This window comes from Nocardia macrotermitis (assembly GCF_009604405.1).
GTDB classification, from domain to species: domain Bacteria; phylum Actinomycetota; class Actinomycetes; order Mycobacteriales; family Mycobacteriaceae; genus Nocardia; species Nocardia macrotermitis.
Map to the genome: position 1 here is coordinate 45043 of NZ_WEGK01000014.1, position 13506 is coordinate 58548.

14 protein-coding genes and 1 pseudogene are annotated in these 13506 nt (G+C 65.8%); 11 read left to right on the forward strand and 4 right to left on the reverse strand.

Features of this window, described 5'->3' with window-relative positions; genetic code table 11:
- Nucleotides 1-200: 200 nt before the first annotated feature.
- The 3 genes and pseudogenes from NRB20_RS27905 to NRB20_RS27915 all read left to right on the forward strand — a co-directional run bounded on the left by NRB20_RS27905 (nucleotide 201) and on the right by NRB20_RS27915 (nucleotide 2257).
- Entirely contained in the window at nucleotides 201-521 is a 321-nt protein-coding gene (locus tag NRB20_RS27905; protein WP_153414247.1) for a hypothetical protein, read from the forward strand.
- 388 nt (nucleotides 522-909) lie between these two features.
- Nucleotides 910-1142, forward strand: a pseudogene (locus NRB20_RS38515) (NAD(P)(+) transhydrogenase (Re/Si-specific) subunit alpha); the annotation flags it as partial.
- A gap of 53 nt (nucleotides 1143-1195) precedes the next feature.
- Nucleotides 1196-2257: a phosphotransferase family protein gene (locus tag NRB20_RS27915; protein ID WP_153414249.1), complete on the forward strand. Its 1062-nt coding sequence runs from the start codon at nucleotides 1196-1198 to the stop codon at nucleotides 2255-2257.
- Between the two features lie 117 nt (nucleotides 2258-2374).
- On the opposite strand, the gene NRB20_RS27920 is transcribed toward NRB20_RS27915, so the two are convergent.
- Complete coding sequence (locus NRB20_RS27920) at nucleotides 2375-2983, reverse strand: TetR/AcrR family transcriptional regulator (RefSeq protein ID WP_319945489.1); 609 nt, start codon at nucleotides 2981-2983, stop codon at nucleotides 2375-2377.
- Between the two features lie 139 nt (nucleotides 2984-3122).
- On the opposite strand from NRB20_RS27920, the gene NRB20_RS27925 reads away from it, so the two are divergent.
- From NRB20_RS27925 to NRB20_RS27935, 3 genes are read left to right on the forward strand one after another with little or no spacing between them, the layout of a single operon-like run.
- Complete coding sequence (locus NRB20_RS27925; RefSeq protein WP_153414253.1) at nucleotides 3123-4499, forward strand: flavin-containing monooxygenase; 1377 nt, start codon at nucleotides 3123-3125, stop codon at nucleotides 4497-4499.
- The gene (locus tag NRB20_RS27930; RefSeq protein WP_319945490.1) at nucleotides 4496-5434 is read left to right on the forward strand and encodes an alpha/beta hydrolase; all 939 of its coding nucleotides are present in this window, start codon (nucleotides 4496-4498) and stop codon (nucleotides 5432-5434) included. The genes NRB20_RS27925 and NRB20_RS27930 overlap by 4 nt, the downstream gene beginning before the upstream one ends.
- Nucleotides 5431-6213, forward strand: a complete 783-nt coding sequence (locus NRB20_RS27935) for an SDR family NAD(P)-dependent oxidoreductase (RefSeq protein ID WP_153414255.1) — start codon at nucleotides 5431-5433, stop codon at nucleotides 6211-6213. Before NRB20_RS27930 ends, NRB20_RS27935 begins: the two co-directional genes overlap by 4 nt.
- Nucleotides 6214-6273: 60 nt before the next feature.
- On the opposite strand, the gene NRB20_RS27940 is transcribed toward NRB20_RS27935, so the two are convergent.
- On the reverse strand, nucleotides 6274-7866 hold the full coding sequence (locus tag NRB20_RS27940) for an FAD-dependent monooxygenase (RefSeq protein ID WP_153414257.1): 1593 nt from the start codon (nucleotides 7864-7866) through the stop codon (nucleotides 6274-6276).
- A gap of 113 nt (nucleotides 7867-7979) precedes the next feature.
- On the opposite strand from NRB20_RS27940, the gene NRB20_RS27945 reads away from it, so the two are divergent.
- The gene (locus NRB20_RS27945) at nucleotides 7980-8579 is read left to right on the forward strand and encodes a TetR/AcrR family transcriptional regulator (protein WP_153414259.1); all 600 of its coding nucleotides are present in this window, start codon (nucleotides 7980-7982) and stop codon (nucleotides 8577-8579) included.
- Between the two features lie 148 nt (nucleotides 8580-8727).
- On the opposite strand, the gene NRB20_RS27950 is transcribed toward NRB20_RS27945, so the two are convergent.
- Entirely contained in the window at nucleotides 8728-9870 is a 1143-nt protein-coding gene (locus NRB20_RS27950; protein WP_319945491.1) for an acyl-CoA dehydrogenase family protein, read from the reverse strand.
- A 132-nt stretch (nucleotides 9871-10002) separates the two neighbouring features.
- On the opposite strand from NRB20_RS27950, the gene NRB20_RS27955 reads away from it, so the two are divergent.
- The 3 genes from NRB20_RS27955 (at nucleotide 10003) to NRB20_RS27965 (ending at nucleotide 11642) form a co-directional block, all read left to right on the forward strand.
- Nucleotides 10003-10578, forward strand: a complete 576-nt coding sequence (locus tag NRB20_RS27955; RefSeq protein WP_153414263.1) for a TetR/AcrR family transcriptional regulator — start codon at nucleotides 10003-10005, stop codon at nucleotides 10576-10578.
- Between the two features lie 127 nt (nucleotides 10579-10705).
- Nucleotides 10706-11398, forward strand: a complete 693-nt coding sequence (locus NRB20_RS27960) for an aspartate/glutamate racemase family protein (protein WP_153414527.1) — start codon at nucleotides 10706-10708, stop codon at nucleotides 11396-11398.
- A 37-nt stretch (nucleotides 11399-11435) separates the two neighbouring features.
- Nucleotides 11436-11642, forward strand: coding sequence for a VOC family protein (locus tag NRB20_RS27965; protein WP_153414265.1), 207 nt, complete (start codon nucleotides 11436-11438; stop codon nucleotides 11640-11642).
- On the opposite strand, the gene NRB20_RS27970 is transcribed toward NRB20_RS27965, so the two are convergent.
- Nucleotides 11614-12381 (reverse strand): TetR/AcrR family transcriptional regulator, encoded by a 768-nt coding sequence (locus tag NRB20_RS27970; RefSeq protein ID WP_153414267.1) that lies wholly within the window; start codon nucleotides 12379-12381, stop codon nucleotides 11614-11616. The two genes, NRB20_RS27965 and NRB20_RS27970, sit on opposite strands and share 29 nt — an antisense overlap.
- Nucleotides 12382-12626: 245 nt before the next feature.
- Here NRB20_RS27970 and NRB20_RS27975 point away from each other — a divergent pair, with 245 nt between their 5' ends.
- Nucleotides 12627-13469 carry an alpha/beta fold hydrolase gene (locus tag NRB20_RS27975; RefSeq protein WP_153414269.1) on the forward strand — a complete coding sequence of 281 codons (843 nt, stop codon included), beginning with the start codon at nucleotides 12627-12629 and terminating at the stop codon, nucleotides 13467-13469.
- Nucleotides 13470-13506 lie beyond the last annotated feature (37 nt).

Consider the following 13506-nt stretch of genomic DNA (forward strand, 5'->3'; position numbering starts at 1 on the left):
GCCGATGTACCAGCTGTCGCATCCACCGGTGACCCGGATCGTGTGGGGCATGGCCTCGCGCAGTTCCTGGCTGAATAGTTCGGTTGCGTCGGCGGTGGGTGTCATCGGGTCGAATTTGCTTGCGCGCCATAGCTATATGCGGTCTACGGCGAATTCGATCCGGGCCTCGGTGACTTCGAACAGAGACAGATTGCCGAAGGATGGTTGCGGGTCAGGTCGAGGCTGCGCCCATCGGTGACCGCCCGAGTGACCTGCGGCGCGACGAATTCGTCCAGTTCGGTGTGCTCGCGCGGTTCGGTCGCCTGATCCAGTTCCGGGATTTCGGGGTCGGCGGCGTCGGGTTGTGCCGGGTCGGTGGCATTCGGTGTGGTGCGGGCGAGTGGCGGCTGTGCGTCGACGGGGTGGCGACCCGGCGTTGTGTCGCGCCGGAAATTCGTTGGGAGTACGGCTGTGGGGTCGTGGTGTGCGACTGCGGTTCTGGTGTCGGTTTGTTGGTTGTGGATGTGCGCGTGCGTCTGTGATGGGCTTGTGTCTGGACTAGTGTCTATATAAGTGTTCAGGATTGTGTTACGGTCACCCGCATGAAACGGCTGGACGGTGGAGTCGCTCAGGTTGGCGGCGGTGCCGGAGGTATCGGTGGTGACCGTGTGGGCCATGCGGTGGCGTCGGTTGTGGTCGGCGGCGATTCGGTGGTCGGTGTGGTGCGATCACGGTTATGGCGCTGACCGTTCTCGCTGGGCTGCGGGTCGAGGGTCGCCGTGGTGGAGGGGAGCACGGGGCGTTGCGATCGGCGGCGGGTCGCAGTGATTCGGTTGTGCGGTAACAGCTTTCAGGCGGTCGGTTCGCGGCCGTGATGCCCGGCGTTCGCCGGGGAACCAGCTTTCGATTCTCGGGAAAGGAATTCCGACAGTGGAGACAGTGCAGGTCGGAGTCGGTGTCGCGCCGCCGGGGAGCGGGGAGCGTACACGTGTTGGTGTCGTGCGTGAGGTGATTCCCGGTGAGCGTCGGGTTGCGTTGGTGCCGAAGATTGTTGCGGGTTTGGTGGGGCGGGGTGTCGAGGTTGCGGTGGAGGCCGGTGCGGGGCGGGGGCGTTGATTCCGGATGCCGCGTTTGTGGAGGCTGGTGCGGTGGTGTTCACACCGGGGGAATTGCAGCCGATCGTTGCGGCGTACCGCAGCGGTACAGAGGAGAAGCGATGACCGACCCGGCCGATATCCCCACGGACGCAACCGAACTCACTCCCGAATGCCTCACCGCTGTGCTGCGCGATGCGGGCCGGGACGTGGTCGTGGAGTCGGTGGCCGCCACCCCGATAGGCTCGGGTCAGATGGCCGGGTCCTTCCGCCTGGACCTGACCTACCGAGGCGCGACGGAACTACCGCCGCGCATGGTCGCCAAACTCGCCACCGGCCCGAAAGCGCAGCGCGAGTTCGGATCCGGCGCATTCCGCAACGAGGTGCGGTTCTATCGCAATCTCGCCTCGACGGTCCGGGTGCCGGTGCCGCGCTGTCATGCCTCGGCGGTTTCCGAGTCCGGCAGCGAATTCCTTTTGCTACTGGACGATCTCGCGCCCGCCGAACAGGGTGATCAGATCGCCGGATGCACGGTGGCGCAGGCCCGCGCGGTCGCGGTGGCGGCGGCCGGACTGCACGGGCCCCGCTGGTCCGACGAGACGTTGCTGCACGAACCGGGACTCGCCCTGCCGACGGACGCGGATCGCGAACTGATGGAATCGGTTCTCGCCCCGATGACTTCGAGCTTCCGGGACCGATTCGCCGACCGTCTCACCGCACCCGAATCCGCCCTGCTGGACTGGCTGGAGGCGACCGCGGGGGAGTGGCTGGTCGCTCCGATCGAGCATTTCGCCCTGCTGCACGGTGATCTGCGGGTGGACAACGTCATGTTCGGCCCCGACGATACCGCCACCGTCATCGACTGGCAGACCATCACGCCCGGACAACCGTTGCGCGACATTGCGTTTCTGCTCTCCACCAGCCTGACCATCGAGGATCGCCGCGCCGCCGAACAGGGCCTGCTGGCCGACTATCACGCGGCCCTGCTCGAACACGGTGTCACCGGCTACGCACTGGAAGACTGCCGTCGCGACTACGCGACCTCCCTGATCCAGGCCCCGCTGATCATCGTCTTCGGTTGCGGCGCAGCACAACCCACCGAACGCGGTGACCGCATGTTCCTGACGATGCTCGCCCGCAGCGCCGCCGCCGTACACGACTTGCTCCCGGATGCGCTGGCCTGATCCTGGAGTACCGCACAGTTCGTCCAACCAGTGCAAGAAACGTGCCGTAATCCATTGTGCCGACATGGCACTGGTAGGCCGTCGGCACCACTGACAGGCCGGTTCCCCTGTGGCTGTTCAGGATTCGCCGAGCGGATCGTTCCGTAGACCCGGCAGGACGAAGCGGCGCATATGCCGCAGGATTGCGGCAGGATCGTCGGCGTCGAGGGTTTCACCGGGAATCGTTCCGAGCGTGATCAGCACTCGCGCGACCCATTCGGCGACTTCGGTCAGGTCGTGCCCGGCATGGATTTCACCGCGCTCGCTCGCGGCCCGGACATAGGGCAGCCAGAACGAGGCCAGGTCCGGCACCAATCCCGACACACCCGCCCCAGCGCAGGCGGCGAACTCCTCGGGCTCGGTCATGCGCAGACGCAGCGGGAGCGCACCGGGATCGTCGTAGGTGCGGCGGCCGATTCGCACGCCCGCGACGAGTTGGTCGGTGAAGGTGTCCAGAGTGTCCAGTTCGGCTCTGGCATCGTTCCAATAGGAGTCGCTCAGGCGCACGATCGCCGCGCCCAGCAGCGTCGACTTGTCCGGAAAGTGCCGGTACAACCAGGCCCGGGACACACCGGCCTCCTCGGCCACCTCGCTGACGGTGGTGGCCCGGATTCCCTTGCGCGCCAGCAGTATCTGGGCGGCATCGAGCAGTCGGTCCACCACCTGCGTCGTCGGTGCCTCGGTCACACGCCCCGCTTCCGGTCGAAGATCCGCATCGGCCGGATCTGGTTTCGTGAAAACCATAGCAAGCCGTAGACAGATCTGAGATTCTGTCTACCGTAGACAGAATTCTCCATGTGTCTACTGGGCTCGGAAGGGATCGAGGATGTATCTACCGCGGACGGCCGTGATCGGGGCCGGTATCAGCGGACTGACCGCGAGCAAGATGCTCAACGACTACGGCGTGCCGTACGTGTGCTTCGAATCCTCGGATCGGGTCGGCGGCAACTGGGCGTTCGGCAATCCGAACGGTCACTCCAGTGCGTATCGCTCACTGCACATCGACACGTCGAAACACCAGCTGTCCTTCCGCGACTTCCCGATGCCCGAGCGCTACCCGGACTTCCCGCACCACACCGAGATCAAGCAGTATCTCGACGACTATTGCGCCGCTTTCGATCTCACGTCGGCCATCGAATTCGGCAACGGTGTGACGCACGCGCGGCGGCTGTCCGGTGGCGGCTGGGAGCTCGACACCCAGCATGGCGAGACCCGGCGATTCGATCTGCTGGTGGTGGCCAACGGGCATCACTGGGATCCGCGCTATCCGAACTTCCCGGGCGAGTTCACCGGCGAGACCATGCACGCGCACCACTACATCGATCCGCGCACGCCGCTGGATTTCCGGGATCGGCGAATCCTGGTGGTGGGCTTGGGAAACAGCGCGGCCGATATCGCGGTTGAGCTGTCCTCGAAGGCGCTGGGCAACAAGCTCACGCTCTCCACCCGGTCGAGCGCGTGGATCGTGCCCAAGTACATCGCCGGTCGTCCGGCCGACAAGTATTACCGCACAAGCCCTTACGTGCCGCTGTCCTGGCAGCGCAAGATCGCGCAGTGGGGGCAGCCGCTGACCGCGGGACGGCCGGAGAACTACGGGCTGCCCACGCCGAACCACAACTTCTTCGAGGCGCATCCGACGCAGTCGGTGGAGTTGCCGCTGCGCCTGGGCTCCGGCGACGTGCTGCCGAAACCGAATATCACCCGATTCGACGGGCGCACAGTATATTTCGAGGACGACAGCAGCGATGAGTTCGACATCATCATCTACGCAACGGGTTACAACATCACCTTCCCGTTCTTCGACCCGGATTTCATCAGCGCTCCGGACAACCGGATAGATCTCTACAAGCGAATGTTCCTGCCCGGCATGGACGATCTGGTGTTCGCGGGGTTCGCGCAGTCGACGCCGACGCTGTTCCCGTTCGTCGAGTGCCAGGCGCGGTTGATCGGTGCGTATGCGTTCGGCCGCTACCGCCTGCCTTCCGAGGCCGAAATGCACCGCGTGATCGTCGCCGATCAGCAGCGCTACACCGGCCATATGCTGGACCGGCCCCGGCACACCCAGCAGGTCGATTACTTTCTCTACGAACACGATATGCGGACGCGGGAGTTGCCCGCCGGGGCTCGGCGGGCGGCGGCGGAAGGTCCGCCGACGTGGTCACGGGCCGGTGCGCCGACGTTGACGCAGGAGGTGGAACGGTGAGCGAGGATTTTCGTGAGGTCACCTTCAATTCGCACGGAACCGATTGCGATGCATGGTTTTTCGAACCTACCGTGCAGACGCCGTTCGATCGGGGTGCGGGCTCACCGGTGGTGGTGATGGCGCACGGTTTCGGCGGGACGAAGGATTCCGGTCTCGCACCGTTCGCGCGTGGTCTGCGTGACAGCGGCCTGGCCGTGTTCGCATTCGACTACCGAGGGTTCGGTTCCTCGGGAGGTGCTCGGCGGCAACGGGTTTCGATGGTCGAACAGGCGCAGGACTATCGGGCCGCCATCGCGGCTGCCGGGCGGCAGCCCGGGGTGGATCCCGCGCGGGTGGTGGTGTGGGGTGTGTCGATGTCGGGCGGGCACGCGCTGACCGTCGCTGCGGATCGTTCCGATGTGTGCGCGGTGATCGCGATGGTTCCGCTGGTTTCGGGCGCGGCCGCGGGCAAGCTCGCGTACGAGCAGCTGGGTGCGGGGGCGATCGCCGGATCGACCGTGACGGCGGTGCGCAGTGCGGTCGCCGCGCGGGTGGGCCGCGAGCCGGTGATGATGCCGCTGGTCGGACGCCCGGGTGAGCGTGCCGCGCTGACCGCCGAGGGATATTACGAGAACTATCTCGCCCTCGCTGGTCCGACCTGGCGCAACGAGGTGGACGCCGCGGTCGGGCTCGAGATCGGCAACTATCGGGTCGGCCGACAGGTGACCCGGATCGACGCGCCGGTACTGGTGCAGATCGCCGACTTCGACCGGGTCGCCCCACCGCACGCCGCCGCGAAGGTTGCCTTCACCGCGCGTGCGGAGGTGCGGCACTATCCGTGCGATCACTTCGACATCTTCCCGGGGCAGGCGTGGTTCGATGCCGCGGTGACACACCAGATCCGTTTCCTGAGTAGACATCTCGCGGATGTGGCACAAAAGGAGCGGACCGCATGAGCGCACCGGAAATTCGCACGGCAGTCGTGACGGGTGGGGCGTCGGGAATCGGTGCGGCCACGGTGCGCGCGCTGGCCGCCGACGGATACCGGGTGGTGATCGCCGATATCGACGCGGATGCCGCCGCCCGTCTGGCAGACGAGCTGGGTGACGCGGTCACCTCCGCGCGCATGGATGTGACCGATGAGGATTCGGTCGCCGAGGTCTTCGCCGCGGCGGCCGGTGCGCACGCGGTCGTGCACTGCGCGGGCGTCTCGGTCCCCGGCCCGATCACCGAACTCGAACTGTCCGGCTGGCGCACGACCGTCGACGTCTGCCTGACCGGCACCTTCCTGGTGGTCAAACACGCCGGACGCCATCTCGCCGACGGCGGCAGCATAGTCTGCATCGCCTCCCTCAACGGCCGCCAACCCGGCACCGGCATGGCGGCCTACTGCGCCGCGAAGGCCGGTGTGCTGATGCTGGTCGAGGTCGCCGCCCTCGAACTCGCCGAACGCGGCATCCGCGTCAACGCCATCTCTCCGGGCCTGGTCGACACCCCGCTGGTCGCCGGTGTCGCACTGGTTCCGGGGCTGCGCGAGGAATACCTGGAGAACACCCCGCTGGGCCGCAGCGGTCGCCCCGAGGAGATCGCGGACGCGGCGGTATTCCTGACCTCCGACCGCACCCGATGGATGACCGGCTCGACAATCGATCTCAACGGTGGGGCGCACCTGCGGCGTTACCCGGATGTTCTCGGACGCGTCCGCACGATGATGGAGGACTCGTCCGGCACGTGATCGACTGCGGTGCAATGGCATACGGCGTTCCGGAGAGCCGGAGTCACCATGAATTCGGCTTCAGCTGGTTCGTGCCCGGGGTGCGGCGGCCACGGTGGACAGGGCGTTCGCCAGTTCGTGCGCCGGATCGCCTGGGGCGCTGGGGATTCGCCACGCGACATAGCCGTCGGGTCGGATCAGCGTCGCCCCGGTGGGACCGATGCCATAGGACTGTTCGAGCGTTGCGGGGTCCGCGATACCGACCTCGGTGCCGATCTGTTCGAAGACGACTTCGATGCCCAGTTCATTCGCGACTTCATTTGCCGCGGAACGCCATTGGGCGTCGCGGGACAGCAGCACCCAGTCGTGCCGGATCAGATCCAGCGTCGAGCGTTCGTGCCCGTCGACGGTGATCCACACGTGCGGTGCGCGGGTGCCGGGCTGACCGTTCCACTCGTCGGGCCGAGCGGCTGCCGGGAGGGACGGGTCCGCGCCGAGGATCGCGGTGGAGCGGTACAGCTGACCCAATTCGATGGCCGAGTCCTCGAGCGCGGGGGTGTCGGACTGCGCGCCGGGCAGGTACGCCTTGTAGTCGGCACGGGCGAAGAGTTGATCGTGCCGCAGATCCGCGACCGGCCGGCGCTCGGCGTCGTAGGTGTCCAGCAGGCGCGCGTCGGACTTCCCGGACAACACCGCGGCCAGCTTCCACGCCAGGTTGTGGGCATCGTCGATGCCGGTGTTGGCGCCGAAACCGCCACGGTTGGGCGGCAATTGGTGTGCCGCGTCGCCCGCGAGGAAGATGCGCCCGGCCGAGAAGCTGTCGGCGATCAGAGCCTTCAGATCCCAGCGGCCGGTGGTGACGAGTTCGACCGGCATGTCGGTGCGGCCGATCGCGCGCCGGACGACCTCGATCTGCTGATCGGCGTCGCGTTCGACGTCGTCGGACAGCATCAGCACCCAGCGGCCGTCACCGTAGGTGGTCAGAAATGCCCGCAGGTCGGGCTGTTCGATCTCGAATTGGACCACCCCGTGCCGGAGGTACTCCTCGAGCGGGGCCCGGAACAGGATGCTGCGCTGCACCGAGAGCGGGCCGACGCCGTGCCGTTCGATGCCCAGGGCGGTGCGCACGCCACTGTCGCCACCGTCGGCGGCCACCACGTACTGTGCGCGCAGTGTGTATTCGTGGTCGTCGTCGCGGCGGCGCAGGACGGCGGTGACGCCGTGCTCGTCCGGGGTGAGGCCGAGAAGTTCGGTGCCCAAACGCAATTCGGCACCCAGTTCGATCGCCCGGTCGCGCAGCAGCGGCTCGAGCCGATCCTGGGTGATGGCGGCCGCGTGCACCGGCGACTGCTCGGCCCCGTACGCGCCGCCACCGCCCGGCGTCCACGGATACTCCTCGAGCCAGTTCCCGGCCAGGCTCTCCACGCGGGCGCGTCGTGGCGGCTTCATGCCCTGCGTGGAGGTGGGCACCGCGATGCCGACCTGGCGGAAGTGTTCGATCGTGCGGGTGGTGAACCCGATCGCGCGCGGATGCGGTGAACTGCCGTGATGCTTGTCGACCACGACGACCGGCACGCCCTGCCAGGACAGGAAAACCGCCGCGGACAGGCCGACGAGACTGCCGCCGACGATGAGAACCGGTGTGGTGTCGGTGTTTTCGATGTTGACGTGCATCGTGATCATCCCTTTCCGTGGTGCTGGTGAACTCTCACAGAAAATGTAACTCACTAACAAATTTAACTCAATAACGAATCTGAGTGAGTTACGTCATTTGATAGGGTTCGGGTATGACCACCGAGCCGCCCGGACTGCGGGAACGCAAGAACGCCCGGACTCGCCGCACCCTCGCCGAGGCGGCGGAACGGCTGTTTCTGGAGAAGGGTTACGACCAGGTCGGCATCAAGGAGATCGCCGACGCGGCCGAGATCTCGGTGCCGACGCTGTTCCGCCACGTCCCCGACGGCAAGGAAGCGGTGATGTTCGACGACGGTGTGGAGCGTCGAGAGAGCCTGCTCACTGCGGTGCGTGATCGCCCGGCGGGGCAGTCGCTGTTGGCCGCGTTGCGCGAGTTCATGGCGGGTCGGGGGCCGTTCCTGGTTGATCCCGGCCCGCAGATGCGACGACGCACCGAGCTGATCATGGGCACCCCCGCGCTGCGCGAGTACTCCCGCCGCCTGTGGATTCGCTGCGAAGCCCCCTTGGCCTCGGCCGTCGCCGCCGACCTCGGTCGTGAGCCCGACGACGTCACCGCCCGCGCCATCGCCCGCTACGTCCTCGAGATCCCCCAATTCCTCGGCGACGAACCCGACCCCCGCGCCGCCCTGGACGCGATCTTCGCCCTACTCGAACGCGGCCTGGACGGAGTGCGTCGCCCGGCGGCCGGCTGAGACGCGCCGATCCGTCGCCGAGCGCGGCCTACCTGGGGAACAAGGAAAGTGTTTGGCGCATAACGTCTTCGGCGACATTACCGGCCTTGGCCGAAACGCTGGGGTTCGGCAGATACGGCCCCATGAAATCGGTGCAAAACGGGGGCGGTCAGGAGCCGGCGAGGGTGCGGGCGATGACGAGGCGTTGGATCTGGTTGGTGCCCTCGAAGATCTGGGTGATCTTGGCTTCGCGCATGTAGCGTTCGACGCGGAAGTCGCGGGTGTAGCCGTAGCCGCCGAGGACCTGGACCGCGTCGGTGGTGACCTTCATGGCGGCGTCGGTGGCGACGAGTTTGGCTACGGATGCGTTGCGGGAGTAGGGGAGTCCGGCGTCGCGGCGGCGGGCGGCGTCGAGGTAGGTGGCGCGGGCGGAGTCGACGGCGGCGGCCATGTCGGCGAGTAGGAAGCCCAGGCCCTGGTGGTCGATGATCTTGCGGCCGAAGGCGGTTCGTTCCTTGGCGTAGGCCACGGCCTCGTCGAGTGCGGCCTGGGCCAGGCCGACGGCCACCGCCGCGATGCCCAGACGTCCGGAATCCAGTGCGCTGAAAGCGATCTGGAGGCCCTGGCCCTCCTCACCGATGCGACGGCCGGAGTCGACCAGGGCGTCGTCGTAGTGGGCGGACGTGGTGGGGATCGCGGTCAGCCCCATCTTCTCCTCGGGTTTGCCGAAGCTCAGGCCGGGGGTGTTCTTGTCGACCAGGAAGCACGAAATGCCGCGGGAGCCTTCGCCGGTGCGGGCGAAGAGGTTGTAGAAATCGGCGACACCGCCGTGGGTGATCCACGCCTTGGTGCCGGAGATGCGGTAGCCGTCCGGGGTGGCGGTGGCCTTGCAGGACAGTGCCGCCGCATCGGAGCCGGCCTGTGGTTCGGACAAGCTGTAGGCCCCGATGGTGTTGCCGCCCAACATATCCGGCAGCCAGCGCTGCTGCTGCTCGGTGGTGCCGAACATCATCAGCGGATGACACGAGAGGCTGTGCACGCTGACCGCCACCGCCACGGCCGCCCAGCGGGCCGCGATCTCCTCGAGCACCTGAAGGTACACCTCGTACGGCTGATCGCCGCCGCCCCACTCGGACGGATACGGCAGGCTCAGCAGACCGGCCTCGCCGAGCGTGGCGAACACTCCGTCGGGATAGGTCTCGGCCTTCTCGTGGGCGTCGGCGATCGGTGCGAGCACCTTGTCGGCGATATCGCGGGTCAGCTGGATCAGGTCGTGCGCCTCGGCGGTGGGCAGCAGACGATCGACGGCCACGGACAACTCCCTTGCGACTCGGACGAGATCGGTACGTGCAGTAGTACCGAATTACGAGCCAGAGTACTGCCCGCCCGGACAGTACTGCAAGGAGTACTTCGGTACTGATTGTGATATGGCATCATCGCGGATATGGCTCCGACCGAGTTCGCCACGCGGCGGCGCACCGAATTGTTCGACGCCCTGGTGGATCTGTTCCTCGCCGAGGGTTTCGCGCACCTGACCCTCGGTGATATCGCCGCGCGCCTGCGCTGCTCGAAGTCCACCCTCTACACCCTGGCCGGAAGTAAGGAACAACTCGTCCGCGCCGCCACCGTGCACTTCTTCCGCCGCTCCACCGAACAGGTCGAGGCCCGGGTCCGCCCGATCACCGGCGCCCGGCAACGAATCGTGGCCTACCTCTCCGCGGTCGGCGCCGAATTGTCCACGGCCTCCGATCAATTCATGACCGACCTGGACGCCTTCCCGCCCGCCCGCGAGATCTACGAACGCAACACCCGCATCGCCGCCGACCGCGTCCGCGACCTGATCGACGAGGGCGTCACCGCGGGCGAATTCCGCAGCGTCCACGCGACATTCGCCGCCGACCTCACCGCCACCATGATGGTCCGCATCCAACAGGGCGGCGTCCGCACCCGCACCGGCCTCGACGACGCCGACGCCTACCGCGAACTAGCCGCCCTGCTCACGGCGGGCATCAGCGCCTGAATCCTGTTGCGCGCCGATGGATCTCCTGTATCCGGGGCGTCCCGGGACGATTCGAGTCCGAACCACGATGGTCCGGAATACGAGTGTGATGGGTGTGCGGCGGGTGCTGTTGTGCGAAGGTGGGGGTATGAGGGTTGTTGGTTTGATCGGTGGTATGAGCTGGGAGTCGACGGCGGAGTACTACCGCTTGTTGAACGTTCTCGTTCGGGAGCGTTTGGGTGGGTTGCATTCCGCGGAGTGTGTTGTGTACTCGGTGGATTTCGCCGAGATCGAGAGATTGCAGGTTGCCGGTGCCTGGGTAGAGGCCGGGGAGATGCTGGCGGGTGCGGCACGAGCGCTGACGGCGGCGGGGGCAGAGGTGCTGTTGTTGTGCACGAACACCATGCACAAGGTTGCTGATCGGGTCAGTGCTGCGACTTCGGTACCCTTACTGCATCTCGTGGATGCCACCGCGAATGCCGTACTGGCGGAAGGTGTGTCGAAGGTGGGTCTGCTCGGTACGGCATTCACTATGGAGCAGGAGTTCTATCGCGATCGCCTCGCTGGTCACGGACTGGACGTTCTGATTCCTGATGACACAGGTCGTGAGCTGGTGCATCGCGTGATCTACGGCGAATTGTGTCAGGGTGTCATCCGTGCGGACTCCCGCGCGGCCTACCAGCGTGTGATCGAGGACCTGGTCGCCCGAGGAGCAGAAGGAATCGTCCTCGGCTGCACGGAGATCGAACTACTCCTGGACTCGGCCCACAGTCCGGTCCCGCTGTTCCCGACAACCCGGCTGCATGTCGAAGCGGCGATCGACATCGCTCTGGGAACTTGACCGCGCCCCGGTCGACCGCAGTCGATCGAAAGCGAGTGTGGCCGGCGAGGTCGGCGGGGTGGACCACATCGGGTTCTCGGTGGCCGATAGTCCGACGCTGGATCGGATCCTGATCAACCTCGAAGCCGCAGGTGACAAGGTGCACCGCCGGTTCCGTGAGTCGACAAACGCAGACACCGCATTCATCACCGATATCGACGGCTACCTGCTCCAGCTCACTGCTGGGGACCCGGCGCGGCCCTGAACTGGGGCGCAGCACACTCAGCGGGCGGACTCCCCGTAGGCCCGGCTGAACTCTCCGCCGAGAATCTCCATGTTCCGTCAGGCTTCAGCACTATGGTCTTCGCCCCAGCCGACCGGTCTCCTCCGGCATCGGGGACATCCGACGCAAGAGAGCGGATCAGCCGGTCCATAACGATGCCGGCATCACGTCGCGCTTGTTCGTGATCGTTTGCTCCCGCCACGAAGAGAGTTGCTTCCCTCATCGCACCCAACAGAGTCGAAACGGTAGCTTGAACCGGCTGCTGTGGTATCTGTCCAGTTCGGATGGCGTTAGCCACCAGGTCCTGGGTCATTCCCGCGTTGTGGCGGTTGCCGATCTCGCTCCATCGCGCCCAGCCCAATGCCGCTGGGCCATCCATCAATACGATTCGATGCACTTCCGGATCGGAGCAGGCGTCGAGCCAAAAGGTGACGCCGAGCCGCATTACCTCCAATGGATCCGATTGACCGGCCGCTGCGATCACCTCGGCCATGCGCGCGGCCATGTCTCCATCCACCCGTTCGTACACCGCCGCGAACAACTCGGTCTTGTCGGCGAAGTGATGGTAAAGCGCACCGCGGGTCACCCCGGCCGAACGCACTATGGTCTCCAGAGCCACTTCAGCGAAGCCGTCCGATGCGAATAACGGCCGGGCCGCCGCGATCAACCGTTCACGGGTATCAGCAGTGCGCTCGGCTTGTGTGCGGCGACTGTCGGCCATCAATCTCGCCCTTCGCGCCTACTCGACATCCACATTGTATGCACCACCATACAGTCCGTATGCATGTTACCCGGCGACATCCAGCTTGCCAATTCGGTCGACGCCAGAACTCTCACCTGGGCGAATGCAAATGGATTCACTCAGCTGCGGTGGGCAGCCTCGACTAATATACATTCGGTATGTATATTAGTGCGTACATCGTGTACGTAACGACGACCATTGCACCTACTGCTACGGGAGCCTCGATGCCGACTATTGACCTTGATCAAGGCCGAATCCACTACCGCGTGACTGGGCCGGACAGCAGTGTCGAACCACCTGTGGTGTTCGTGCACGGCCTGCTCTGCAATAGTGAAGTGTGGACCAGTACGGCCGCGGCGCTGGCCGAATGCGGTGTCTGTTCGTATGCCATGGACCTGCCGCTGGGATCGCATCCCATCGCCTTGGCTGCCGACGCAGATTTGACGCCATACGGTGTCGGGCGTCTGATACTCGACTTTCTGGAGGCATTGCAGCTCAGCGATGTCACCCTCGTCGGCAACGACACTGGTACCGCATTGTGCCTGTATGTGACCGACACTGATCACAGCCGAATCGGCCGCCTGGTTCTGACCGACGGTGACTGCTTCGACCAGTTCCCGCCACCCTCGTTGGGGCTGGTCTTCAAACTCGGGCGCCGCCCGGTCGGCCTGCGAGTCCTCACTGCTGTCCAACGCCTCACCGCCTTGCGGCAACGCGCCTATGGGCTGAACGTGTCCGAACCACTGGATCCGGCATTGACTCTGCGCTGGATCACCCCTGCGGGCACCGACCGAGGTGTCCGGCGGGACACCGCCAAATTCCTCCGTACGGTCGACCCCGCAGAGTTACTTCGCATATCGAACCGGCTGCACGACTTCACCAAGCCGGTCCTGGTGCTTTGGGGTGACGCGGATCAGTTCTTTCCGCTGTCTCTGGGGCGCAGACTGGCGGGAGCCTTCGCCAACGCACACCTCGTCGAGGTCGCCGACGGCCGCACCTTCTTCCCGCTCGACCATCCACAACGCGTCGCAGACGAAGTTCGAGCAGCGTTCCGGTTTGGAGGCTGACAGCCTGCCCCTTCGTAATCCACAAGACACACAACGC